Origin of the sequence: Longimicrobium sp. (genome assembly GCF_036399935.1) — a bacterium.
In the GTDB taxonomy this organism is placed as follows: Bacteria; Gemmatimonadota; Gemmatimonadetes; order Longimicrobiales; family Longimicrobiaceae; genus Longimicrobium.
Genome location: NZ_DASWMD010000034.1, coordinates 24,947 through 48,761 on the forward strand (window position 1 = coordinate 24,947; position 23,815 = coordinate 48,761).

Sequence of the window (23,815 nt, forward strand, 5' to 3'; positions counted from 1 at the left end):
CATCAAGTGGAACCAGGGGGATGCACCAGGAGCCGCGGACCCAAACGGGCCGCGGCTTCATCGACGGCGTGGAACCGCGGCTCAGGCGAGCGCGGGGATCCCGCCCTGCCCCTGCAGCTGCCGCTCGCGGATGCGGCCGCCGATGTACGCGTACGGCATCACCGCCAGCAGGTTGTAGACGTTGAACCAGGCTGGCGTGTCGTTCCAGGCCATGATGGTCATGGGAATGCTCATCGCCAGCGCGATGCCGCCCAGCACCAGCGCGTGGAACAGCGGGCGCGACGGGGCCAGGCGGGCGGCGACGTAGCAGCCCAGGATTCCGAACGCCGCCACGTAGGCGCACACCAGCACCAGCGCGGCCGGGTCGGTTACCGGTGCGCCCGTGGGGATCAGCTCGGGGGCCACCTTCGCCAGCACGGCGTTGATGCCCAGGTTCAACACGGCGGTCAGCACGAAACCAACGACGATCGCGACGATGCTCTTCATCATGGACGCTCCGGTGGGACGGATGAGCGGGATCCAGCGGGGACGCGCAAACAGATGCGTTTCGCGGGCGCGGCGGTCAAGGGTTCCGTTCGCGCCCGAGGAAGCGATGGGGTGCCGAGGGAGGATCAGCCGCGCGTGATGCGCAGCCGGACGACGTAGTTCTCCGGCGCCGGCTGTCCCGCGGCGGGGAGCGGATCGAGGCCCACGACCTCCACGCGATAGCCCTCGTGGCGGACGACGCGGGGGTCGGTGTGGGTGTTCAGCTGCACCGTGCGGGTCGCCTCGCCCCGCTCCTGCAGCACCAGCGCGAGGTGCGCGTTCCCGGCGCTGACGCACTGCGCGCCGGTGGGGCAGCGCGAATCTTCCATCACGCGGCCGAAGGAGACGGCGAACCGCTGCTCGTCGAGCGTCCGCGTTTCGCCGAGCGGAAGCGCGAGCTCCTGGTTGGCATCCGTCCCCGGCACCGGCCCCGTGCGGAAGGTGTTCGGGAAGCACCCGGCCAGCCCGGCCAGGGCCGCGAACATCAGCACCCGCTTCATCGTCATCCTTCCTCGTGGCGTTCCCGTCACCGATCGATCCGCGGCAAGATAGCGTGCGCGCGCCGCGTTGACACCCCCGCGCCCGGCGTCTACCTTGGCGCGCCGATCCGCCGAAGGTCCGTACCCGCAACGACATCGCCGTGCTGCTGGGAGCCCACGTCTCAACCGCCGGCGGGTGCCGCAACGCCCCCGCTCGCGCCGCCGACATCGGCGCCTCCGCCATCCAGGTGTTCACCAAGCAGCCCAACCGCTGGGCCGAGGTGCAGCTGGTGGACGACGAGTGCCAGGCGTTCCGCACCGGGCTCATCGAGCACGGCGTGGCCTTCGCCAACGCGCACGACAGCTACCTGATCAACCTGGCCACCGCCGATCCCATCCTTCGCGAACGCTCGTACGCCGCCTTCGTGGGCGAGCTGCGGCGGGCCAGCCAGCTGGGGCTGGACGCACTGGTCAGCCATCCCGGAAACGCCACGGACGGCGACCTGCCCCGCGGTCTGGCGCAGAACGCGGAGCTGGTGGCGCAGGCGCTGGAGGAGGTGGGCGGATCGGTGATGGTGCTGCTGGAAACGACGGCGGGCGCGGGCAAGGTGATCGGCTCGCGGTTCGAGGAGCTTTCGGAGATGATCGAGCGCGTGCCCCCCGGGGTCAGGGATCGCGTCGGCGTGTGCGTGGACACCTGCCACGTGTACGCCGCCGGGTACGACCTGCGCGACGACTACTACGGGGTGATGGAACGGCTGGCGGACGTGATCGGGCTTCATCGCGTGCGGCTGTTCCACCTGAACGACTCGATGACGGCGTTCGGCAGCCGGCGCGACCGCCACGCGGCCATCGGCGAGGGGTCTCTGGGCGACGAGCCCTTCCGGCACCTTATGAACGACCCGCGCTTCGCCAGCGTTCCCATGGTGCTGGAAACGCCCAAGGAGCACCCTGACGACCCCAAGGACCTGGTGACGCTGGACCGGATGAACCTGGCGCGGCTGCGGTCGTACGTGGCCGGGGCGGAACCCCTGTGATGGCAAGGGGGTAGGCGCACTACGATGAATCGCGCGACCGGAGCCCTCGCCAGCACGCGGCGCCTTGCGCTGCTGCTCGGAACGCTGCTGCACCTGGTGGGTGTGGCGGCGCTTCCGGCGCTGCACGCGTGGGGCAGCGGGCTGGACGTGCCGCCCGCCTCCACGGCGGGCCACGCCACGCTCGCCCAGCTCCCGGACGCGCACCCCGACGGGCTTCCGCCGCACGACGAGCTTCACTGCGTCGTTTGCCACGCGCACGGCTCCGTCGCGCTGCCGGTGGACGCGCCGCGGATCGGCGGCGAGCACGCCGCCGTCGCCGGGCGTCTTCCCCAGGCGCCCACGCTCGCTTCGTCCCTCGTCCAGGGCGCCACCCGCGCCCGCGCTCCCCCCGTCGCCTGAAATCCTCGCCGCCCGTCGCGGCGCACAGAACGAAACCCTGGTGCCGGGCCGTCCGCGATCGTCGCGGGCGCACTCCGGCCGACGTTCCGGATTCAGGAGATTTCCATGCTGCATCGCATCGCGAGCCGCGCCGTGCTGGCGCTGGCCGCCCTGCTCGCATCCGCCGCCGCGGCCCACGCCGCCCCGGCCGATTCCGCCGCCGCCCCGCCCATCGTGGGCGTGGTGCGCGACACGGCGGGCGTTCCGCTCTCCAACGCCCGCGTCGTCATCAACGAGCTCAGCCGCTCCACGCTCACCAGCGGCGACGGCACCTTCGTCTTCCGCGCGCTGCGGCCGGGAACGTACCACGTGGACGCCACCCTGCTGGGCTACGCGCCCGGGCACGCCGTAGCCGTGGTCCCCGCCGAGGGCGGCGAGGTGCGGGTGACCATCACCCTGCGCAGCACCGTGCTGTCGCTGGAGGGGATCAACGTCACCGCGTCGCCCCGCAGCGCCGACCCGCTGAACATCACCCAGTCTACCGTGGAGCTTTCGGGGAAGGCGCTGGAGCGCAGCCTGGGCACCAGCGTGGCGCAGACCCTCTCCAGCCAGCCTGGCCTCTCCGTCCGCTACGGCGGACCCGCGGCCTCCACGCCGGTGATCCGCGGGCTGGCAGGCGAGCGGGTGCTGGTGGTGCAGAACGGCCAGCGGACGGGCGACCTGTCGTCCACCTCCGCCGACCACGCGCTCTCGGTGGATCCGCTGGCGGCCAGCCGCATCGAGGTGGTGCGCGGACCCGCGTCGCTGCTGTATGGCAACAACGCGCTGGGCGGGGTGGTGAACGTGATCTCCACCGACATTCCCAACACCATCCCGGGCGAGGCGTCGGGCTTCCTGGCCGCGCAGGGCGAGTCGGTGAACCCTGGCGGCGCGCTGACCGGCGAGGTGACCCTGCCGTTCAGCGAAACGCTGGCGGTGACGGCCCGCGCCGGCGGCCGGCGGGTGGACGACGTGCACACGGGCGGCGGGGTCCCGCTGCCGAACACCTTCTACAACAACCTGTACGGCACGGGCGGGATCGGATACGTGACGGAGCGCGTACAGGCCGGCGCCTCCGTCGGCGGGTACCTGTTCGACTACGGCCTGGCCAGCCTCCATGCCGACGAAGAGGAAGGCCACGAGGAGGAGGGCCACGAGAAAGGCGTGACCATCAACGGCCAGCGGACGGATGCCAACGGCCGGGTGACCCTGTGGCTGGGCGACCGCGGGTTCACCAACCTGCGCGCGGAGGGCAGCGCGCAGTGGTACGGGCACGACGAGATCGAGGGCAACGGCGAGATCGGCACGCGGTTCCGGCTGAACACGCAGAGCGGCGGCCTGAACGCCAAGACCGAGTTCGGGCGCTTTTCCGGTGCGGTGGGCGTATCGGGGCTCCTCAAGCAGTACTCGCCCGAGGGCGAAGAGGCGCTCACCCCCGGCGCCGACAGCCGCACGGGCGGCGCGTTCGTCTACCAGGAGATGGCGCTGGGCACGGGCGACGCGGCGCCGTCGCTGCAGGCCGGCGCGCGCTACGACGTGTACCAGGTGAGGCCGGAGGAGACGGGCGACGAGCGGTTCGAGAACGTCCGCGCCCGCGACTTCAGCAGCTTTTCCGGCTCCCTGGGGCTGAACGTGCCGCTGAACCCCAACCTGTCGGCCAGCGTGAGCGTGGCCCGCAGCTTCCGTGCGCCGACGGTGGAGGAGCTGTTCTCCAACGCCTTCCACCACGCCGCGGGCACGTACGACGTGGGCGATCCGGAATTGAAGCTGGAGACCAACCGCGGCGCCGAGGCGGTGCTGCGGGCGCAGTCGGAGCACATCAACGCGCAGGTGGCGGCGTTCTACAACCGCATCGACAACTACATCACCGCCGACGTGGTGGGCGACACCGCCATCTTCCACGAGGAAGAGGGGCACACCGACGTCGTTCCGCTGAACGTGTTCCGCCAGGCGGATGCCGAGCTGCGCGGCCTGGAGGGCCAGGTGGAGGCCGTGGTGGCGCGCCACGTGGTGCTGGGTGCCATGGGCGACCTGGTGCGCGGCGACTTCGTGCAGGGCGGCGCGCTGCCCTTCATGCCGGCGGCGCGGGTGGGCGGCAGCGCGCGGTGGGACGACGGGCGCTACTCGCTGGGGGTGGAGGCGCGGCACGCCTTCGCGCAGGACCGGGCGGAGATGGAGGAATTCCGCACCGACGCCTACACGCTGGTGAACCTCAGCACGGGATTGAGCCTGCGGCAGGGCCGCCGCATCCACAGCATCGTGCTGCGGGCGGACAACCTGCTCGACGAGCAGTACCGCGAGCCCACGAGCCGCCTGCTGGTGCCCTCGCCGGGGCGCAACCTGTCGCTCGTCTATCGCGTGCTTTTCTAGAGCCGGACTAGTTCTGACGAAGATCGACATCAGGGCGGGGAGGCTGCGGCTTCCCCGCCCTTTTCGTCTGCTCCGTGTGGGCCCCTCCCCCGGCCCCTCCCCGCACGGTACTGCTGTGCGGAGAGGGGAGAAGTTCGGTCGGGGTTCGACTGGGTGCTTGCATGCCTCGGGAGCCCCCTCTCCCGGCCTCTCCCCCGCACGCGGGAGAATGAGGAGAAATTCCTACAAGGTTCGACTGGCTGCCTCGCATGCGGCGGGAGCCCCCTCCCCCCGGCCCCCGTCCCCCGCTGCGCAGGGGAGGGGGAGACCTGAACTGCGCTTCTGCTGGCCTGGTGCACTCGACTAGCTCCCTTCCCCGCGCGGTTTGCGGGGGAAGGGCTGGGGATGGGGGGCGCCGGCCGGAGCACCGGGCCTTACCTCGCGCGCCCGACCGGGTAGTGGCTCCCGTTGCTTGACTCCCCGGAGCCTGCGCCGCAAGTTGTCCCGCTTCCAGCCGCCCGGGGATCAACCACGCCCGGAGAGCGGCGCAGGCACGGACCGTCGATCGAAATGGCGAACAACACCAAGGCCCGCACCACCGCCATCCCCCACGGGCTGACGCGCGACCAGCTGCTGGAGATGTACCGGCTGGTGCGGCTTACGCGCAGCCTGGAAGAACGGCTCGAGCTGCTGTTCAAGCAGAGCAAGGTGATCGGCGGGCTGTTCCGCTCGCTGGGGCAGGAGGGCGAGTCCGTCGCCAGCGCCTACGCGCTGCGGCGCCGCAGCGACGGCATCGGCGACATGCTGTCGCCGCTGATCCGCAACCTGGGATCCATGCTCACCATCGGCGCCAAGCCGGTGGAGGTGGTCAAGCAGTACATGGCCAAGGGCGACTCGCTGGCGCGCGGCAAGGAGCTGAACATCCACATCACCGACTTCAGCCGGGGGTTCATCGGGCAGATCAGCCCGCTGGGAGACCTGATCCCGGTGATGGCCGGGGTGGCGCTCACCTTCAAGCAGCGCGGCGAAGACCGGGTGGCCATGGTGTACATCGGCGACGGGGCGACGTCGACCGGCGCCTTTCACGAGGGCGTGAACTTCGCCGCCGTCCAGAAGCTGCCGCTGGTGGTGATCGTCGAGAACAACCGCTGGGCGTACTCGACTCCGTCGAAGTTCATGACCGCCGCCAAGTCGTTCGTCGACAAGGCGCCGGGCTACGGGATGGCCGGCGAGCAGGTGGACGGCAACGACATGCTGGCCGTGTACGGCGCGTCCCAGCGCGCGGTGGAGCGCGCCCGTGCCGGCGGGGGCGCCACGCTGATCGAGGTGATGACGTACCGCCGCAAGGGCCACGCGCAGCACGACGCGCAGACCTACGTGGACCCGGCCGAGATCGAGCACTGGGCCAGCACCAACGACCCCATCGACCGCTACGTCAAGTCGCTGCTGGACAACGGCTGGGCCACCGCGCAGGAGCTGACGGGCATTGGCGAGCAGATCGACCGCGAGCTGGACGAGGCCGTGGCCGAAGCCGAGAAGAGCCCGCTTCCCGAGCCCGAGGAAGCACTGACCGACGTGTACGCAGACGGGCCCGTGAACGCGCCGTGGACGCGCCACGAGCCGGCCGACCCTACCCGAGCCTGACGCCGAGAACGATGGCGACCGTGATTGAAAAGCCCGAGCACGTCCGTCTGACGGAGCAGGGCAAGCCCGTCACCCTGCTCGAGGCGATCCGCGAGGGGATGTGGGAGGAGATGGAGCGCGACGAGCGCGTCTTCGTGATGGGCGAAGACATCGGCGCGTACGGGGGAGCCTTCAAGATGACGGACGGCTTCCTGGACCACTTCGGCGGCATGCGGGTGATCGACACGCCCATCAGCGAGACGGGGTTCACCGGCGCGGCGGCGGGCGCGGCCCACATGGGCATGCGGCCCATCGTGGAGATGCAGTTCATGGACTTCGTCTCCACGGCGTACGACATCATCACCAACTACATCGCCACCAGCCGCTACCGCGGCAGCGGCGGCGTGCCCATGGTGATCCGCGGCCCCACGGGCGGCGGCGTGCGCGGCGGGCCGTTCCACAGCCAGAACCCCGAGATGGCGTTCTTCCACACGCCGGGGCTCAAGATCGTCTATCCCTCCACGGCGCACGACGCCAAGGGGCTGATCAAGGCGGCCATCCGCGACGACGACCCGGTGCTGTTCTTCGAGCACAAGTGGCTGTACCGCCGGCCGCAGCTGCGCGAGGTGCTTCCGCAGGACGACTACGTGGTGCCACTGGGTAAGGCGCGCACGCACCGCGAGGGCTCGGACCTGACCATCGTCACCTACGCGGCCATGGTACACAAGAGCGCCGAGGCCGCCGAGATCCTGCAGAAGGAAGACGGCCTGTCGGTGGAGGTGATCGACCTGCGCACGCTGCTGCCGCTGGACGAGGACGCGATCATCGAGTCGGTGAAGAAGACCAACCGCCTGCTGATCGTGCACGAAGACACGCGCACCGGCGGCATCGCGGGAGAGATCGCCATGCGCGTGAACGAAAAGGCGTGGGAGTGGCTGGATGCGCCCGTGCTGCGCGTGGCCGCCGCCGACGCGCCCGTTCCGTACTCGCCGCCGCTGGAAGACTACTTCCTGCCGCAGGTGGAGGACGTGGTGAAGGCCGCGCGGCACCTGGCGGCGTACTGAAGCTGATCGACGTAGAGCGAAGCCCAAACTCAGGACCACGATCATGGCCCGTGTAGAAGTCCCGATGCCCCAGATGGGCGAGTCCATCGCCGAGGGCACCGTTTCGGTGTGGCGCAAGAAGGTGGGCGACCGCGTGGAGCGCGACGAGCCCATCATGGAGATTTCCACCGACAAGGTGGATGCCGAGATCCCATCGCCCGTGGCCGGCGTGCTGGCCGAGGTGGTGGTGAACGAGGGCCAGACCGTCGAGGTGGGCACCATCGTCGCCTACATCGAGACGGAAGCGGGCGCCGGCGCGGCCGCGGCCCCCGCCGCGCCGTCCGCTCCCGCGTCCTCCGGGGACCACATCGAGGTGCCGGGCGAGCACACCACCTCCATGCCGGAGTCGGGCGTGGGCCAGGTGGAGACCGGGGGCACCGGCATGCCCGCGGACGGCCGCGGCCAGTCGGACCCGGTGGGCACGGCGGTTTCCGGCTCCGGCGCGGCCGGCAGCGGCGGCACGGGACAGGCCGCGGGCGCGCCCCTGGGCGACGGGCCGCACACGCTGGAAGAGCGGCTGCGGACCAAGAGCACGCCGCTGGTGCGGAAGATCGCCGCGGAGCACAACGTGGCGGTGCACCAGGTGCCCGGCACCGGGCGCAACGGCCGTGTGACCAAGGAAGACATCCTCAGGTTCGTCGAGGAGCAGAAGTCCGCGCCCGCCGCGGCCCCGGCCACGGCGGCTCCCGCCGCGCCGGCCCCCCGCCCGGCGGCGCCCGCGCCGTCGTACGAGGGCGGCTTCCCGTGGGACGAGTTCTACGGCACGCCGCAGCACCCGGCGGTCACCGCGGGCCCCAACGACCGCGTGGAGCCTGCGTCGCGCATGACGCAGATCATCGCCAACAACATGGTGCAGTCGCGGCGCATCAGCCCGCACGTGCACTCGTACTTCGAGGTCGACTACTCGCGGCTCGACATCATCCGCGGCAAGAACAAGAAGCTGTGGGCCGACCAGGGCGTAAAGATCACCTACACGCACTTCATTGCGTGGGCGGTGGCGCGCGGGCTTCGCGAGCACCCCAAGCTGAACGCCAGCTACGGCAACCACGAGGTGATCTACCGCGCCGACGTGAACCTGGGCATCGCGGTGGCGCTGGACCACGGGCTGATCGTGCCCGTCATCAAGCAGGCCGACGAGCTGTCGCTGGTGGGGCTGGCCAAGCGCCTGAACGACATCGCGACACGGGCGCGCAACAAGCAGCTGAAGCCCGACGAGATCCAGGGCGGCACCTTCACCATCACCAACCCCGGCATCTTCGGCACGACGATCGGGTTCCCGATCATCAGCCAGCCGCAGGTGGCCATCCTGGGGGTCGGCGGGGTGGAGATGCGCCCCGCCGTGGTGACCGACGAGTACGGCAACCACGCGATCGTGCCCCGCAAGCGCGGGTACATTTCGCTGGGCTACGACCACCGCCTGGTGAACGGCGCCGACGGCGACCAGTTCCTGGCCCGCGTCAAGCAGCTCCTGGAAACCTTCCCCGAGCAGGCCTGACCCGATCGCTGTCCATGAAAAAGCCGGGAGGTCGCGCACGCGGCCTCCCGGCTTTTTAGCGCCTCATCGGGCGCGTGGCGCGCCGAGCAGCTCCGCGGGGCCAATCAGGCGAACCGTCGGGTCCCGCTTTGCCTTCCGCTTCAGCTCGGGGGTGAACCCCGAACGCGAGAATAGCAGGTAGTACCGCTCGTCGGCGGCGCGCTCGTAGGTCGTTTGCGCCACCGTTTCGTGCAGGTGCTCAAGCACGTTCAGCCCCACGGGCCCGCTCCACCACTTGCATTCTCCCGCGAACGCCGCCCCGTTCAGCAGCCGTCCCACAACGTCGACGTCGAAGTTGGCGGCCCAGATCTGCCCCACCTCCTGCGCCGCGGTGGGCAGCACTTCGTTGATGTACCGGCGCGCGTAGTCGCGGCAGATCCATTCGAACATGCCGCCCATGTGATCGTCCATGTACGGATCGATCTTGTGGCGCCAGACCTCGTCCCAGTGGCCGGCGGCCAGGGGAGACACGTTCGGCAGGTAGAACCGGTACCAGAACGCCAGGAACGGATCGTCCAGGTAGTACCGCCTGTCGCGCTCCCGCTCCGTGGCGTCCAGCGACCGCACGATCCGGATCAGCCGCAGCTCCGCCAGCTTCTGTACGTACGGCGCCAGCGCGCTGGAATCCCGGAGCTCTCGGACACGGCCGATGATCGTTCCCGAGTCCGTGCACCCGTCGGCCACCGAGCGGAGGATGGTCGCGTAGCGCGTGACGTCGCGCAGTTCCGCCTGGAGCAGGTTGTTGGGCTCGTCGCTGAGCGGGGCGCCCATCGTGAGCACCAGGTCCATGATGTTCTCCCTGAGCGTGAATTCAGGGTCACACAGGTTCAAGTAGTACGGGATGCCGCCCAGCACCCCGTACGCGCGCAGCTTTTCTTCGGTACTCCACTCCGGGAAGAACTGCGCTGCATCGCGAAACGAAAGCGGCCCCAGATCCAGCTCCAGCGTCTGCCGCCCGTGCAGCGGGTTCTTTTCGCCCAGCAGCTCCTCCATGAACGAGATCTTGGAGCCGCACAGCACCACGTTCATCGGCGTGCCCCGCTCCCGCACGCCGTCGCAGAACTTCTGGAGCACGGACGGAAGCGCCGGGTCCGTGTCGCACAGGTACGGGAACTCGTCGAGGACGATCGTCAGCCCCGGCTTGCTGCTGGCGGCGGACTGCTCCAGGTAGGTGAGCACGGCCAGCCAGTCGTTCAGCGACTCCAGCAGCGGGTCCGAGCCCACCAGGCGTGACGCCTCGACCTTGAACAGCTGGAGGCTCATGGATTCGGCGATCCTGGTGGCCTGGTAGTAGATCGTCGGGTGCGAGCGGGTGGCCTCCACCAGCAGGCGCGACTTCCCCACGCGACGGCGCCCACGCACGATCACGACCGAGGGACGCGGGCGGCTCAACTCGCGCTCGATGACCTGGATTTCCTGCGCTCGCCCGAAAAACTGCCTCTCCACCATGGCACACCTCCCCTATCCGATAATCGTAGTTATGATAATTACGATTATCGTATCCGTCAAGATAGAAAAATAGCGGGATGATCCCGGATGATCCCACCCCAGGCCCGAAGTGTACCCCCTCTCCCACGCTGTTTGTGGGAGAGGGTGGCACGCGTGTCAGCGCGGCCGGGTGAGGGCCCCGCGGCAGCCGAGGCCTCGGCTGCCGTGACCGCTGCCGCGCCCAAGTTCATTTCGTGCCCCGGGCTAGATCCTTCGGCCCGCGACGGGGGTACTTCGGGCCGGTTCGGTGCGCCTGGGCCTCAGGATGACAGGCCCTGTGGCTCCGGCTCGGGATCTCGCCGGGGCAGCAGCCAGATGCCGGCGGCTAGCAGCACCACTCCGCCTGCCACCAGCGGCCACGAGAGCGACCCGCCGCTCAGCACCGCGCGGCGCACGCCGGGCTGCCAGAGCAGCAGCACGACGAACGCGTTGTTGGCGAAGTGCATCAGCATGCTCGCGAAGATCGAGCGCGAGTGCCACGCCACGTACCCCATCAGCAGCCCCACCCATGCCGTGGGCAGAAAGCGCAGGGCCGTCTCGAACGACAGGTGGAACGCGCCGAACACCGCCGCCGTCACCACGATGGCCCGCCACGCGCGCATCTCGCGACCCAGCGACTGCAGCAGCACGCCCCGGAACACCAATTCCTCGCAGATGGCGGGCGTCAGCGCGGCCAGGAAGAACAGCCACATCGCGCGCCGCGCGTCCGTCGCCGTCAGCAGCTTCTCCAGGTAGCCCAGGCTTTCCATCCCGCCCTCGAACATCTGCAGCTGCAGCCAGCCGATCAGCCATCCCACCGGAATTCCACCCAGCGCGATCAGCAGGGCCGCCACCAGGGCGCGGGGCGCCGGGGCGCGCAGGGCCAGCGCGTTGCGGGGCTGGTAGGGTCCGAGCGTGGTGAAGGCGACCGCGGGAAGGGCGAGCAGCAGCCACTGCGAGACCAGGAGCCCGCGCTCGCCCAGGTCCGCCTGCAGCCGGGTTCCCAGGTGAAAGTACAGCAGGGCGACCAGGGCGATGAAGGCCAGCGCCTCGGCCGGCAGCGGCACGCCGCGCGGGGCGGCGCGCCACGTCCGCAGCCGCTCGCCCCACGAGCCGCCGACGGCCGCCGTCCCCGCGCCGCCGCCGAACAGCACGTCCTCGCGCCCGAACGCGCGGGCCGCGTAGGCCAGCGCCAATGCGGCGTAGGCGATGGTGGCCGCGAACGCCAGCAGCGACGGCACCAGCGGCGCCTCCCCCGCCATCAATTCGCGGAAGAACATGGCGATGCCCACCACCGGCACCACCGCCAGCGCGGGGGTGAAGTCGATCCCGGGAAGCGTTACCACCAGCACGGGAAGGATGGCCGCCAGCTGCGCCGGGGTCAGCGCGTTCTGCGCCTCCTTGAACGACTGCGCCCGGACGGCGATCCCCAGGAAGAGTGCGGAGAAGAGAACGGCCAGCGGCACCAGGGCCAGCAGGATCAGCGCGGCCGACTCCAGCGGCAGCGTGAACCGCACGTTCGCCGCGCGGGCGAAGCGAAAGACGCCCGACTGGAAGGTGAGCAGCATGCTGAGGAGGTTGGCCGCGGCGGCCACGATGCCGATCAGCGCCACCGCCGCGAACTTGCCGGCGACGATCTCCCGCGCCGGCACCGCCGCGGTCAGCAGCGTTTCCAGCGTGCCCCGCTCCTTTTCCCCCGCCGCCAGGTCGATCGCCGGATAGAAGGCGCCCAGCAGCGTCATCATCACCAGGATCAGGGGAAGGAAACGGCCGAGCGCGTATCCCCCGGCCTCCTCGGCGGTGGCGACCGACGAGTCGGCCACGGCGATGGGCGTGGCGAAGCCGGCGGGAAGACCCCTCGCCCGCAGCCGCCGCGAGAGCAGCGAATCGCCCCACTCGTCCAGGCGCTCGCGCGTCACCCCCTGCGCGCGCTGCGAGCGGTCGTTGGAGGCATCGTACAGCAGGGCGATGCTCCGCGTCCCCCCGTCCCCGCCCGGGGCCACGCCCGCGGCGCCGATCACCAGGGCCGCGTCCACGTCCCCTTGGCGGACGGCATCCACCGATGCGCTCTCGGCGGAGATCACGCGGATGGCGGAGTCGGCGTCCAGGAAGCGGACCAGCGGGACGTCCGCGCCGGTGACGGCCACGCGCGCCTGTTCGGCCCCCAGCCGCCGCTGCCCGAACAGGGCCAGCTGCTCGGCCAGCACCATCATGGCCGGGTACAGCAGCGTGGGAATCACCAGCATCATGAACAGCGTGCGCCGGTCGCGGAGCGTTTCGCGAAGCTCCTTGGCCAGCACGGTGCGCACCGTGGCCCAGCGCATCACGCCGCCTCCCGCGCGATCTTGAGGAAGGCGCGGGCCAGGTTCTCTTCCCCGCTCCCCGCCACCACCTCGCGCACCGTGCCCTCCGCCGCCAGCCGCCCACCGGCCAGGATGCCGACGCGGTCCGCCAGCAGCTCCACCTCGCTCATGTGGTGGGTGCTGAAGAGCACGGCCCGCCCCCGCTGGCGCGCCTCGGCGATGAAGTCGTAGATGGCGGCGCCGCTCAGCACGTCCAGCCCCAGCGTGGGCTCGTCGAGCACCAGGGCGGGGGGATCGTGAACGGTGGCGCGGGCGATGTTCACCCGCTGGCGCTGCCCGGTGGAAAGCCGGCCGCACAGCTTGTCCTCGAACGGCGCGATGCCGAACCGCTGCACCACGTCGTCCACCCGCGCCTCCAGCTGCGCCTCGTCCACCCCCTGCAGCCGGGCGAAGTAGCGAAGCAGCTCGCGCGAGGTCAGCCGGGCGTACAGCCCCATGGACGCGGCCAGGAAGCCCAGCCGGCGGCGCACCTCCAGCGGCTGCTCGCGGGCGTCGAACCCCGCGATGCGCGCCGTTCCCGAGGTGGGCGCCAGCAGCGTGGCCAGGCAGCGCAGGGCCGTGGTCTTCCCCGCCCCGTTGGCCCCCAGCAGCGCGTACACCTCGCCGGGGCGCACGGCGAGCGAAAGCCCGCGCACCGCGACGAAGCCGCCGTAGGCCTTGGTGAGATCGAGGAATTCGATCAAGACGAGGGGCGACGAGAGTGGGGAAAGCCGCGACCATCGGGAAAGTACCTTGCGACTGGGCAAGATACGGGCGCGCGCGACCAGCCGCGAGGCGGTGCTTGCCGCGAAAAAGAAGAGGGGGAGAGCCGACCGGCCCTCCCCCCCCCCTGGTACTTGGTACTTGGTACTTGGTACTTGGTACTTGGTACCGTCCCTTACTGCTGAAGCGCCTTGACCTCGGCCGGCAGCGCGAAGACCGACGCGTCGATGGGATCGGTGGTCATGGACTTGACGATCATCTCCATCTGCTGTCCCATCACCGACATGGAGGTGCGCGTGGGCATCTTCAGCCCGCCGAACTCGCGGTAGTCGTGAAAGGTGATGGTGCTCTCCATCTGCCCCATCTCCGTCGACGACTTCACCACGGCGCCCACCAGCAGCCCGTCGTCGTCGGCGAAGCAGTTGAGCACCTCGTCACCCGACTCCGTCACCATGCGCACGTTGACGCACGACTCGCCGTTCATCTCGGTGCGGGCGACGGTTTCCATGGTGCGGAACATGTGCGAGAAGCGCATGTTGGCGTCGAAGTCGTACTGGCGCAGGAGGTCCGCCAGCTCCTTGCCCTCCAGGATCTTGGGACCCTGCATGGGGTTGATGGACCACGCCACCTGCCCGTCGTAGCCCTGGCGCATGCTGCCCATGCCCGGGATCTCGATGTTCATCACCGCCTTGTTCGGGCGCGCCTGCATCATCTCGGCGGTCATGCTCATGCCGGCGGCGGGCATCGACATTTCGATCTGCACCCGGCGGAACTGCTGCGCCGAGATGGCCTGCTCGCCGCCGATGGCCGTCACGTAGCGGGCCACCACCTGCTCGGCGGTGGGAAGGGTCTGCGCCTGGGCGGGCGCCGCGGCCACGGTCAGGGCGGCGCCGGCCAGGGCCAGCACGCGGAGGGGCGAAGTGCGGAAGCTCATGCGAATCTCTCTCGGTTGGTCTTGCTGCGGCCGGAACTCCCGCGGCCGCCCGGGTGCGGCGGACCATCGTCCGCCACGGATGAGCCGCGTTTCAGCGGCGTGAGTTCTGTTCCACGATCCAGGCGACCGCCGCGTCCAGGGCCGGGTCGCGCCCCGCCAGCAGCGCCTCGCGGGTCACCGGCGCGGGCGTGTCGGGCACGACGCCGGGGCCCTCCCAGCGCACGCCGCCCGGGCCGATCATGTCGGCGACGGCGTGAAGCAGCACGTCGCCATTGGGAAGCCGCGGCATCAGCGAGGGAAGCGCCTGCCCCGACGAGGTGGCGCCGAACACCCGCGCCCGCCCCAGCGCCTGCAGCCCGCCCGCGAAGATCTCGGAGGTGCTGGCCGTCATCTCGTCGGTCAGGATGGCCACGGGTCCGGCGAAGGGCTGCACCCGCTGCCCGGCCGCGCTCACCCGGCGCGGGTTGATGACGAACTCCAGCCGGTCGCGGCGGGTGATCATGGTGCCCAGCGTGTCGCGCCGGTCCACGAAGTGCCCCGCCCACCCCGGCGCCATGCCGCCCAGCCCGCCGGGGTTGCCGCGCAGGTCGATGACGATGCCGTCGGTGCCGCGCAGCTCGTCCACGGCGCGGTCCAGTGCCGGGATCGCCGCGGGGAGCCAGATGTTGAAGCCGATCACGCCGATGGTGCGCCCCGAGGCGCGAAGGGTGTCCTGCTCCACCCGCACCTCCATGGGCGGCAGGTTGCCGAAGCGCGCCATCTGCCCGCGCAGCTCGCGCAGCACCAGCGCGCGCTCCACCATCCGGCCCGCGCCGTCCGAGAGCTTCACCTGCACCGTGTCTCCCGCGGTTCCGCGGAGCGCGGCACCCGCGCCCCCGGCCGCCATGTACGCCACGCGGCGGGCGTCCATCGTACCGCTCAGCTTCTGCACCGCGTCGGCGACGCGCTGGGCGGTCATCGCGCCCGCCGCCTCCACCGCCCACCCGGGCCGGATCCCCGCCGCGTCGGCGGCCCCGCCGGGAACCACGCGGGTCACCAGCACGCGGCCGTCCACGTAGCGCACCTCCATCCCCGCGTCGCCCGGCTGGCCCTCGCGTTCGGACCCCCCCGCGCGCAGCGACTCGCTGGCCTCGCCCGGGATCACGTTGAAGTGCGACTGGCCCAGCTCGTCGAGCATCGCCGTGATCACGCGGCGCAGCTCGGCGTTGCTGGTGGCCTGCTGGGCGCGCGGGCGCAGCGAGTCGCGCACCGCGGGCCAGTTCACCCCGTAGAAGGTGGTGTCCCAGAAGGTCCGGTTCACCGACGACCACGCGCTGTCGAAGGTGGCCAGGGCCACCGCCGGGTCCAGCCGCGCGGGCGTGGGTGAAGGCGCGTCCGCGGGGGGCGCAGCCGTGGCGCAGGCGGAAAGGGCGGCGCCGAGCGCGAGGAATCCGATCGATTTCATCTGTCTTTACGCTTCCGCCGCGATGGCGCGCACCACGTCGTCGATGAGTGCCTTCATTCTCGCGGACGGCTGGCCCGATTCGTTGGCCATGATGGAGAAAAGGATTTCGCGGCCGTCCGGCATCGCCAGGTAGCCGCTGAGGGTGTCCATCCCGCCGATGTATCCCGTCTTGGCGGCCACGCGCCCCGGCAGGTCCGTCAGCCGCGCGCGCAGCGACCCCGTGCTCCCGGCCGACACGGGCATGGCCTGGCGAACGATGGCCTGGCGGGGAGTACGGCGCACGTAGTCCAAAAGATTCACCAGGGCGTGCGGCGTGATGCGATTGAGGGAGGAAAGGCCGGACCCGTCGCGCAGCACGAACTCGGCGCTGTCGATGCCCGCCACGCCCGTGAGGAAGGCGCGCTCCACGGCCAGCCCCGCCGCCCAGCTTCCCTCGCCCCGCACCTGCTTGCCGAGCGTCTTCACCAGCGCCTCGGCGAACCAGTTCTGGCTGTTCAGCAGCACCGGGCCGATCGCCTTGTCCAGCGGGGGAGACAGCCACTCCGCCAGCACGGGGGCCGTGCGGGAGACGGAGAGGGTGGAATCCGACACCACCCGCACCTCCGCCCGGCCGAAGGCGATGCCGCGCCGCTCCAGCGCCTCGCGGAAGGTGACGCCGGTCCAGCGCGCCGGGTCCTCGACGGCGAACGACTCCACGTCGGCCCCGGCGCCCACGGGAAGTACCCCGAAGGCGCGAATGCGGTTCGTCCCGGGCACGCGGTCGAAGTCCAGCGTGGCCGTCGTGCCCGCCGCCACCATGCGCGAGTCGTTGTCCAGCCGGTAGAAGGCCGACGCGGGCTCCCCGGCGATGCGCGCCGGCTGGCCGACCGTCGATGACGGAAGGATGCGGAAGTCGATGGAGTTGTCGTTGAAGCCCAGCGCGCCCACCGGGGCCGCGTACCACCACTTGCGGTCTTCCGGGTCCCAGTCGGCCACGTGGCGCTCGGTGTCCCAGAAGCTCTCGTCGGCCGTCACCCCGCCGGCCACGCGGCGGATGCCGCGGGCGCGCAGCGAATCGGCCAGCATCTCCCAGACGGCGGTCTGGCTGGGAAAGTAGCGCGCCGAGATCATGGGGTCGCCGCGCCCGTACAGCACCAGGTCGCCGTGCAGCACCCCGTCCCGCACCTCGCCACCGGCGTACAGCGTGGTGCGGAAGCGGAACTCGGGATCCAGGTGATGCGCCGCCGCGGCGGCGGCCACCAGCTTCAGGTTGGAGGCGGGAACCATCGCCCGGCCCGCGTCGCGCGCGTACAGCACGCGCCCGCTGGCGGCGTCGCGCACCTCGATCCCCCAGCGTGCCTGGCGCGCCTGCGGCCGGGCCAGCACCGCGTCGATGCGCTCCGCCAGCCGCGCCGCCGCCGCCCCGGGCGTGGCGCGGGGGCGCGAAGCGGTTACATTCTGCGCGTGCCCCGGCGACAGCGGGGCCACGGACGCCGCGAGCGCCAGCAGCAGCGCGGCCAGGCGGCGGGGGAACGTCGTTTTCAATGCGGTCACGTCCAAAGAAAACCGTCGGGGGTGGGAAGCCGGATGAGCGAGATCCTGTACGCGGACGACGAAGAAGGGCTGCGCCAGCTGGTGTCGGACTTTCTGCGCCACGCCGGCCACGAGGTGCGCCTGGCCGAGAACGGAACCCAGGCCCTGGCCGAGGTGCGCCGCCAGCCCCCCGACATGGTGATCCTGGACTACCGCATGGGGCGCCCGGACGGCCTGGAGGTGTGCCGCGACATCAAGGCCGACCCGCGCGTCAGCCACCTGCCCGTGCTCATCCTCACCGCGCAGTCCAGCATCGAGGACCGCCTGGGCGGCTTCGAGGCCGGGGCCGACGACTACCTGGCCAAGCCCTTCGACCCCCGCGAGCTGCTGGCGCGGGTGGCGGCCCTCACGCGGCAGGTGCAGCGCGTGCTGGACCGCAACCCCACGACGGGGCTTGCCGGCGGGCAGGCGATCGAGCGCGAGATCCAGCGCCGGCGGCAATCCGGCGACACCTTCGCCGTCTGCTACTTCGACCTGGACGACTTCAAGCCCTTCGCCGACCGCTTCGGCTTCGCCGTGGCCGACGAGGCCATCCGCGAGGCCGGGCGCTCCGTGGCGACCACCGTGGAGGGGCGCGACGCCTTCGTGGGCCACGTGGGCGGCGACGACTTCGTGGCCGTCTGCCGGCCCGAGGACGCCAAGGAGATCGTGCTGACCGCCCGCGCCCGCTTTTCGCAGGGGCTGCCGCGCCACCTGCCTGAAGACGCCGTGCGGGCGGGCGTCTACGTGGCGCGCGACCGGCAGGGGGTGGAGCGCGAATTCCGGCTGACGCGCCTGTCGGCGGCCATCGTCAGCGTACGACCGGAGCGCTGGACCACGCTGGAGGCGCTGGGCGAGCGCGTGGCCGAAGCCAAGCGGCAGTCGAAGACCCCCGGCGGCGGCGGCATCGCCGAAGCGGAGCTGTAGGCGGGTTTCGGCACGGAATCTACCGCAACCGGCGCGTCCGCTCAAGGCGCGGCGGGCGCGGGAACGACGAAAGGCCCACGATCTCGTGGGCCTTTCGTCCGTATATCGACCGGCGGCTCAGGCGCGGAGCGTGTGCGCCGAGGCCATGGTCATGTCGGGCCCCAGCGTGGCGTCGAGCCCCGGCGCGCGCGGGGCGGGCGGGACCGGCGGGGCGATCCGCGGCGCGGGGGCGCGCTGGGCGTGCACCATCTCGCGGAACTCGTACACGATCACCCCTTCGTTGCTGACGTCGGAGACGATGCGCAGCCCGTCCTCGAGCGAGTTCAGCACCTTTTCCGCGCGGGGCAGCGTCCACCCCAGCGACGAGGCGACTTCCGTCACCGTCAGCGCGCCGCCGCGCTCCGCCGCGAGCCGCAGCACCGGCTGCTGGAGCGCCTGCAGGATGGCGTCGCGCCGGTCGTCGCGCCGGCGGCGGACCACGTTGTACCGCAGCACGCTTCCCACCCCCGCCATCGCGCCCATCACCGCCACCACCGGGGCGAACTCGGTGATGCCGATCGTCACCATCATCACGGCGATGAACGCCAGCAGGATGGTTCCCGCGTAGCCGACGGACGGCTCGGGAACGTCTACCTGCACCGGGGCCCCGGCCTGCCCCGCCGCGCCGACGGTGCTGAGCGCCGCCACCCGCTCGCCGCGCTTCCCCCACCCCTCGCCGCAGCGGGCGCAGGCGCGGTGGTCGTGGCGCATCAAGTAGTACAGGATGCCGCCCGCGCCGAAGAACGGCAGCGTCAGCACGGCCAGCACCATCATCCCCGCCAGCGGGCCGGTCTGCGAAAAGTACGAGACAGACTGCCCCTGGAAGCCACAGCGCGGGCAGATGGCCACCGCGTCGGCCAGGGGCGCGCGGCGGGCCGCCTGCACGGCATGCATGGCGCGGGGCACGGCCGCGCCGCAGGAGGAGCAATGCGCGCTGCCGGGGGCCACGCTGGATCCACACGTCGAGCAATACATCCCACATCCTCCACGCCGCCGCGGACGGGCGGCAAGGTTCGCGTCCCATGGACTGCCGGTCCCCCACTGATACGACGGCGGGGGCCGCAAGTTTCACCCGGCGCCCCGCCGCGTGCGCAGGGTTCTTGCCATGTTGGGTGAACTCAGTGCTCCGCATGGGGTTGCACGAGGGGCGGAGCGATTCGCCGAAACCGGAAGCAGGGAAGCAGCGGGATGCGGATGATGACCATTCGGCGGGCGGCCGCGCTGGCGGTGCTGGCCCCCGCGCTCGCGGCGTGCGGCGGGCTGAACCGGAGCGCGGCCACGCCCAGGACGTTCGACGGCGTGGCGCGGCACGTGGTGGTGATCTCGGTCGACGGGCTGCGCGCCGACGCCATCGAGGCGGCGGGCGCCGCCAACCTGCAGCGGATGATGCGCGAGGGGGCATGGTCGCTGCGGGCGCAGACCATCCTGCCCAGCCGCACCCTGCCGTCGCACACCTCCATGATCACCGGCCAGCCGCCCGAGGTGCACGGCATCACCTTCAACGACGAGCGGGTGGACGCCGAGGGGCGGGTGACGGTGCCCACGATGTTCGACGTGGCCGACAATGCGGGGCTGTACACGGCGGCGTACTTCGCCAAGGCCAAGTTCCGCCACCTGATCCACCCCGGCGCACCGGACGACGTGGAGGCGCCGCGCGGGCTGGAGGTGGTGATGGCGCCGCGGATGACGCAGGACGTCGTTCAGTTCCTGCAGTTCCGCCGGCCGGACCTGCTGTTCGTGCACATTCCCGATCCCGACATCGCCGGGCACTCGGTGGGGTGGATGTCGACGCCCTACCGCTGGGCGGTTCGCCGGGCCGACGCGGCGGTCGAGCAGATCCGCCGCGCGGCGGTGCGCGCCTTCGGCGACGACGTGGTGGTGATCGTGACCGCGGACCACGGGGGGCACGGGCGCGACCACGGCACCGACGCGCCCGAGGACATGACCATCCCGTGGATCGCCTGGGGGACGGGGGTGAAGCCGGGGCGCATCGAGACGCCCATCCGCACCTTCGACACCGCCGCGACCACGCTCTGGCTGCTGGGCGTGGAGGTGCCGGCGGACTGGGCCGGGCGCCCCGTCGAAAGCGCGTTCACGCGCCCCGCCGTGGCGGCTCCGGCTCCGTAAACCGCGGGGGTCACACGGAGGAACTGCGGAGGTGCTCCCGTTCCTCGTCCGTGTCGTCCGTGCGAGGCCTGACGGAGCTTGGGAATACGAAAAGGCCGGCCCCGCGAACGAGGCCGGCCCTTTTCTTTTCTCACGGCGAGGACGGCTACCAGCGGCTGCGGTAGCCCCGGGCGTCGATGTGGATGAACGGGCCGTGGGCGCCGTTGTCGCGGTACACGCCCGCGCCGCCCGTCAGCTCGGGGTAGCGGCGCTCCACGCGCTCCACCGCGCGAAGCACCACCAGCGCGTCGTTCGTGTCGCGGCGGCCGTCGCCGTTCAGGTCGTCCATGTAGCCGTCGCGGTCGTTGTCCACCCACACGTCCGACGCGTCGCCGTAGGTGTGGCGGCTCAGCCGCGCGCGCCCGCCCTCGCCCGGGCCGTTGTACGCGGGGGTGCGGAAGCCGCTCATCACGGCCATCTGCTCGGCGCGCACGCCCATGGCGTTCAGCTCCTGGATCACCAGCTCCAGCTTGTCGATCAGCTTCAGGTCCAGCGCCAGGTACTTGGGCCACACGCCGAACTGGTCCTTGGTAAGGAAGTTCCGCAGGCGGAAGTGCTCCGACACCTGCAGGTCCTGGTTGGCCTCGGTCACCTCGATGAACCCCGAGGGGGGCGCGTAGGCGCCCTGCCGCACGTCGCGCTCGGTGGCGTACGTGCCGATTCGGTAGCCGTTCAGGAAGCCGCCGCGCTTTTCGGAAAACGGCACGCGGGTGATCACCGCCAGGTCCGCCATCTCCTGCTGCCAGCCGGTGCCGGCCAGGTGCAGCCGCCACACTCCCGCCGACCCCGGCGCCCGCAGCCCCGCGACCATCGACCCGCCCCCCTCGAGCATGCGCAGCTCGGTGCCGGCCTGCGGCATCCACCGGTACGACGCGTCGAAGGGGCTGGCCTCCACCCACTCCATCGGCAGGTTCAGCGGCCGGTTGGGGTCGGTGAGCACCGCGCGCAGCTTGCCGCTGTGGCCGAACACGCTGGCGGCCAGGCGCACGGCGGCGTCGCTGGAGCCGGCCGCAGGCGACGCGGGGACCACGGACGACCAGGTGAGCGGCGGGGCGGCCTTGTTGGGCGCGTACATGCCCAGCGCGGTGCCCGCGAGGGCCAGGGAGCAGGCGGTGGCGAGGGTGCGGCGGGGTCGGTGCATTGAAGCTCCTGTGTACTGCGGCCGTGGGAACGGCGGATCGTTTCCAGGGCGCGGGGCCCGGAAGGCTAGGCGGTGAAACGTGTGCTGGGAACGGACCGGCCGGCGACGTGGTGCAGCCGGCGCGCGGGGCGCGGAGGTCCGGCAGGGCCGCGCGGTGCACGATGGCGGCGCGGCGGTGAGGAGCGGCGAAGTCCTTGCGCGTCGAGAGCAGCCGCGGCCCGGGGTGGCGAAACCGTTCGGGCGTCGTAGTTTGCTGGTCGTCTCAACGGGATTGCGCCCAAGATATGCACCGCCCCGCGGGGCCGTCAAGCACGTTCATCTTTCCGGACCGCCCAACCATGCCCGATTCGTCGCCCCGCCCGCGCGTGTGCCTGGTGATCCTGGACGGCTGGGGGCTGCGCGAGCCCGCCCCCGACAACGCCGTCACCTGCGCCCACGCGCCCACCTGGCGGCACCTGTGGGAGGAGGACGGCTACCCGCGCGGGCGGCTGGCCACGCACGGACCCGCCGTGGGGCTTCCCGCGGGGCAGATGGGCAACTCCGAGGTGGGGCACCTGAACCTGGGCGCCGGCCGCGTGGTGATGCAGTCGCTGCAGCGCATCAGCACCGCCATCGAGTCGGGCGAGTTCCACGAGAACCCGGTGTTCCTGGACATCGTCAACCGCGTGAAGGAGCGGGGGAGCGCCCTTCACCTGATGGGGCTGATCGGCCCCGGCGGGGTGCACGCGGTGGATACGCACCTGCTGGCGCTGACGGAGTTCGCGTCGAAGCACGGCATCCCCAAGACGTACATCCACGTGTTCCTGGACGGCCGCGACACGCCGCCCCGGTCCGCGCGCGACTACATGACGGAATTGTTCGGGCGCACGGGAAGCGGCAGCGGGGTGCAGGTGGCCACGCTGATGGGGCGGTACTGGGCGATGGACCGCGACAAGCGCTGGGAGCGCACCGAAAAGGCGTACCGCGCCATGGTGTACGGCGAGGGGCTGGGGGTGCGCGACCACCTGGGCGCCGTCGCCGCCGCCTACGAGCAGGGCGAGACCGACGAGTTCGTGCAGCCCCGGGTGATGGTGGACGACCACGGCCAGCCCATCGGCCTGCTGCGCGACGGTGACTGCGTGATCTTCTTCAACTTCCGCTCTGACCGCGCGCGCCAGCTTTCGCGCGCCTTGGCGGACGAAACGTTCGACGCCTTCGACCGCGGGCCCGGCCGGCCGAAGCTGGACGTGGTGACGATGACGCAGTACGACGAGAACTTTTCCCTGCCCACCGCGTTTCCGCCGCAGGAGATGGGCGACAAGCTGGCGGACGTTCTGCAGGCGCACGACCTCGCCAGCTTCCGCACGGCCGAGACGGAGAAATATCCGCACGTCACCTTCTTCTTCAACGGCGGCGTCGAAGAGCCGCCCCGGGGCGAGGACCGGCGCATGGTGCCCTCGCCCAGGGTGCCCACGTACGACCTCCAGCCGGAGATGAGCGAGCCCGAGGTCACGCGCGGACTGGTGGAGGCCATCCGGACGCGCAAGTACGACGTGATGGTGTGCAATTTTGCCAACCCCGACATGGTGGGGCACACGGGGGTGATGGAGGCGGCGGTGAAGGCCGTGGAGGCGGTGGACGAGGGGCTGGGGCAGGTGCTGGCGGCCTGCCGCGAGACGGGCACGACGCTGCTGGTGACGGCGGACCACGGAAACTGCGAGCAGATGTGGGACCCCACCACGAACGGGCCGCACACCGCCCACACGACGAATCCGGTGGGCATCATCCTGGTGGAGCCGGAGGACCGGCGGACGGCCACGGGGCTGGCGGACGGGGCGCTCTGCGACGTGGCGCCGACCATCCTGGGGCTGATCGGCGTGCCCCAGCCGGCGGCGATGACCGGGCGCGATTTGCGGCGGTAGGGCCCCTCCCCCGGCCCGTCCCCCGTCCCTCTCCCCCGCTTCGCAGGGGAGAGGGAGAATCCACCGCACCTGCCTGCGCGCACGATGTCATTCCGATGGAGCGGCCCCACCGG

Annotated in this window: 19 protein-coding genes; 9 read left to right on the forward strand and 10 right to left on the reverse strand. The window is 71.2% G+C overall.

The window, feature by feature from the left end:
- Window positions 1–81: 81 nt before the first annotated feature.
- Window positions 82–489: a hypothetical protein gene (locus tag VGB24_RS11400; protein WP_331073067.1), complete on the reverse strand. Its 408-nt coding sequence runs from the start codon at window positions 487–489 to the stop codon at window positions 82–84.
- 122 nt (window positions 490–611) lie between these two features.
- A complete protein-coding gene (locus tag VGB24_RS11405; protein WP_331073068.1) occupies window positions 612–1,031 on the reverse strand; it encodes a hypothetical protein in 420 nt (139 codons plus the stop codon).
- A 134-nt stretch (window positions 1,032–1,165) separates the two neighbouring features.
- Here VGB24_RS11405 and VGB24_RS11410 point away from each other — a divergent pair, with 134 nt between their 5' ends.
- The 6 genes from VGB24_RS11410 to VGB24_RS11435 all read left to right on the forward strand — a co-directional run bounded on the left by VGB24_RS11410 (window position 1,166) and on the right by VGB24_RS11435 (window position 9,028).
- Window positions 1,166–2,041, forward strand: a complete 876-nt coding sequence (locus VGB24_RS11410) for a deoxyribonuclease IV (protein WP_331073069.1) — start codon at window positions 1,166–1,168, stop codon at window positions 2,039–2,041.
- Window positions 2,042–2,065: 24 nt separating this feature from the next.
- The gene (locus VGB24_RS11415; protein WP_331073070.1) at window positions 2,066–2,440 is read left to right on the forward strand and encodes a hypothetical protein; all 375 of its coding nucleotides are present in this window, start codon (window positions 2,066–2,068) and stop codon (window positions 2,438–2,440) included.
- 105 nt (window positions 2,441–2,545) lie between these two features.
- Window positions 2,546–4,828, forward strand: a complete 2,283-nt coding sequence (locus VGB24_RS11420) for a TonB-dependent receptor (RefSeq protein ID WP_331073071.1) — start codon at window positions 2,546–2,548, stop codon at window positions 4,826–4,828.
- A 549-nt stretch (window positions 4,829–5,377) separates the two neighbouring features.
- Complete coding sequence (locus tag VGB24_RS11425; RefSeq protein WP_331073072.1) at window positions 5,378–6,451, forward strand: thiamine pyrophosphate-dependent dehydrogenase E1 component subunit alpha; 1,074 nt, start codon at window positions 5,378–5,380, stop codon at window positions 6,449–6,451.
- Between the two features lie 11 nt (window positions 6,452–6,462).
- The gene (locus VGB24_RS11430) at window positions 6,463–7,494 is read left to right on the forward strand and encodes an alpha-ketoacid dehydrogenase subunit beta (RefSeq protein ID WP_331073073.1); all 1,032 of its coding nucleotides are present in this window, start codon (window positions 6,463–6,465) and stop codon (window positions 7,492–7,494) included.
- A 43-nt stretch (window positions 7,495–7,537) separates the two neighbouring features.
- Window positions 7,538–9,028: a dihydrolipoamide acetyltransferase family protein gene (locus tag VGB24_RS11435; RefSeq protein WP_331073074.1), complete on the forward strand. Its 1,491-nt coding sequence runs from the start codon at window positions 7,538–7,540 to the stop codon at window positions 9,026–9,028.
- A 63-nt stretch (window positions 9,029–9,091) separates the two neighbouring features.
- Here the strand turns inward: VGB24_RS11435 and VGB24_RS11440 are convergent, their stop codons facing one another.
- From VGB24_RS11440 to dacB, 6 genes are all read right to left on the reverse strand, one after another.
- Entirely contained in the window at window positions 9,092–10,516 is a 1,425-nt protein-coding gene (locus tag VGB24_RS11440; RefSeq protein WP_331073075.1) for an ATP-binding protein, read from the reverse strand.
- Window positions 10,517–10,815: 299 nt separating this feature from the next.
- Window positions 10,816–12,858 carry an ABC transporter permease subunit/CPBP intramembrane protease gene (locus VGB24_RS11445; RefSeq protein WP_331073076.1) on the reverse strand — a complete coding sequence of 681 codons (2,043 nt, stop codon included), beginning with the start codon at window positions 12,856–12,858 and terminating at the stop codon, window positions 10,816–10,818.
- Entirely contained in the window at window positions 12,858–13,580 is a 723-nt protein-coding gene (locus tag VGB24_RS11450) for an ABC transporter ATP-binding protein (RefSeq protein ID WP_331073077.1), read from the reverse strand. The genes VGB24_RS11445 and VGB24_RS11450 overlap by 1 nt, the downstream gene beginning before the upstream one ends.
- 194 nt (window positions 13,581–13,774) lie before the next feature.
- Window positions 13,775–14,533, reverse strand: a complete 759-nt coding sequence (locus VGB24_RS11455; RefSeq protein ID WP_331073078.1) for a hypothetical protein — start codon at window positions 14,531–14,533, stop codon at window positions 13,775–13,777.
- Between the two features lie 91 nt (window positions 14,534–14,624).
- Complete coding sequence (locus VGB24_RS11460; protein WP_331073079.1) at window positions 14,625–15,977, reverse strand: S41 family peptidase; 1,353 nt, start codon at window positions 15,975–15,977, stop codon at window positions 14,625–14,627.
- 6 nt (window positions 15,978–15,983) lie between these two features.
- Entirely contained in the window at window positions 15,984–17,501 is a 1,518-nt protein-coding gene (gene dacB / locus VGB24_RS11465) for a D-alanyl-D-alanine carboxypeptidase/D-alanyl-D-alanine endopeptidase (protein ID WP_331073080.1), read from the reverse strand.
- Between the two features lie 42 nt (window positions 17,502–17,543).
- On the opposite strand from dacB, the gene VGB24_RS11470 reads away from it, so the two are divergent.
- Complete coding sequence (locus VGB24_RS11470; protein WP_331073081.1) at window positions 17,544–18,455, forward strand: response regulator; 912 nt, start codon at window positions 17,544–17,546, stop codon at window positions 18,453–18,455.
- A 117-nt stretch (window positions 18,456–18,572) separates the two neighbouring features.
- Here the strand turns inward: VGB24_RS11470 and VGB24_RS11475 are convergent, their stop codons facing one another.
- On the reverse strand, window positions 18,573–19,400 hold the full coding sequence (locus VGB24_RS11475; protein ID WP_331073082.1) for a hypothetical protein: 828 nt from the start codon (window positions 19,398–19,400) through the stop codon (window positions 18,573–18,575).
- Between the two features lie 288 nt (window positions 19,401–19,688).
- Between VGB24_RS11475 and VGB24_RS11480 the strand changes: the two genes are divergently transcribed.
- Complete coding sequence (locus VGB24_RS11480) at window positions 19,689–20,621, forward strand: ectonucleotide pyrophosphatase/phosphodiesterase (RefSeq protein ID WP_331073083.1); 933 nt, start codon at window positions 19,689–19,691, stop codon at window positions 20,619–20,621.
- Window positions 20,622–20,766: 145 nt separating this feature from the next.
- On the opposite strand, the gene VGB24_RS11485 is transcribed toward VGB24_RS11480, so the two are convergent.
- Window positions 20,767–21,801, reverse strand: coding sequence for a hypothetical protein (locus VGB24_RS11485; protein ID WP_331073084.1), 1,035 nt, complete (start codon window positions 21,799–21,801; stop codon window positions 20,767–20,769).
- 338 nt (window positions 21,802–22,139) lie between these two features.
- Between VGB24_RS11485 and gpmI the strand changes: the two genes are divergently transcribed.
- Complete coding sequence (gene gpmI / locus VGB24_RS11490) at window positions 22,140–23,702, forward strand: 2,3-bisphosphoglycerate-independent phosphoglycerate mutase (protein WP_331073085.1); 1,563 nt, start codon at window positions 22,140–22,142, stop codon at window positions 23,700–23,702.
- Window positions 23,703–23,815 lie beyond the last annotated feature (113 nt).

Coding starts and splice junctions, on each gene's coding strand:
- VGB24_RS11400 (WP_331073067.1), bottom strand. CDS start 489: ATGATGAAGAGCATCGTCGCGATCGTCGTTGGTTTCGTGCTGACCGCC.
- VGB24_RS11405 (WP_331073068.1), bottom strand. CDS start 1,031: ATGACGATGAAGCGGGTGCTGATGTTCGCGGCCCTGGCCGGGCTGGCC.
- VGB24_RS11415 (WP_331073070.1), top strand. CDS start 2,066: ATGAATCGCGCGACCGGAGCCCTCGCCAGCACGCGGCGCCTTGCGCTG.
- VGB24_RS11420 (WP_331073071.1), top strand. CDS start 2,546: ATGCTGCATCGCATCGCGAGCCGCGCCGTGCTGGCGCTGGCCGCCCTG.
- VGB24_RS11425 (WP_331073072.1), top strand. CDS start 5,378: ATGGCGAACAACACCAAGGCCCGCACCACCGCCATCCCCCACGGGCTG.
- VGB24_RS11430 (WP_331073073.1), top strand. CDS start 6,463: ATGGCGACCGTGATTGAAAAGCCCGAGCACGTCCGTCTGACGGAGCAG.
- VGB24_RS11435 (WP_331073074.1), top strand. CDS start 7,538: ATGGCCCGTGTAGAAGTCCCGATGCCCCAGATGGGCGAGTCCATCGCC.
- VGB24_RS11440 (WP_331073075.1), bottom strand. CDS start 10,516: ATGGTGGAGAGGCAGTTTTTCGGGCGAGCGCAGGAAATCCAGGTCATC.
- VGB24_RS11445 (WP_331073076.1), bottom strand. CDS start 12,858: ATGCGCTGGGCCACGGTGCGCACCGTGCTGGCCAAGGAGCTTCGCGAA.
- VGB24_RS11455 (WP_331073078.1), bottom strand. CDS start 14,533: ATGAGCTTCCGCACTTCGCCCCTCCGCGTGCTGGCCCTGGCCGGCGCC.
- VGB24_RS11460 (WP_331073079.1), bottom strand. CDS start 15,977: ATGAAATCGATCGGATTCCTCGCGCTCGGCGCCGCCCTTTCCGCCTGC.
- VGB24_RS11470 (WP_331073081.1), top strand. CDS start 17,544: ATGAGCGAGATCCTGTACGCGGACGACGAAGAAGGGCTGCGCCAGCTG.
- VGB24_RS11480 (WP_331073083.1), top strand. CDS start 19,689: ATGATGACCATTCGGCGGGCGGCCGCGCTGGCGGTGCTGGCCCCCGCG.
- VGB24_RS11485 (WP_331073084.1), bottom strand. CDS start 21,801: ATGCACCGACCCCGCCGCACCCTCGCCACCGCCTGCTCCCTGGCCCTC.
- gpmI (WP_331073085.1), top strand. CDS start 22,140: ATGCCCGATTCGTCGCCCCGCCCGCGCGTGTGCCTGGTGATCCTGGAC.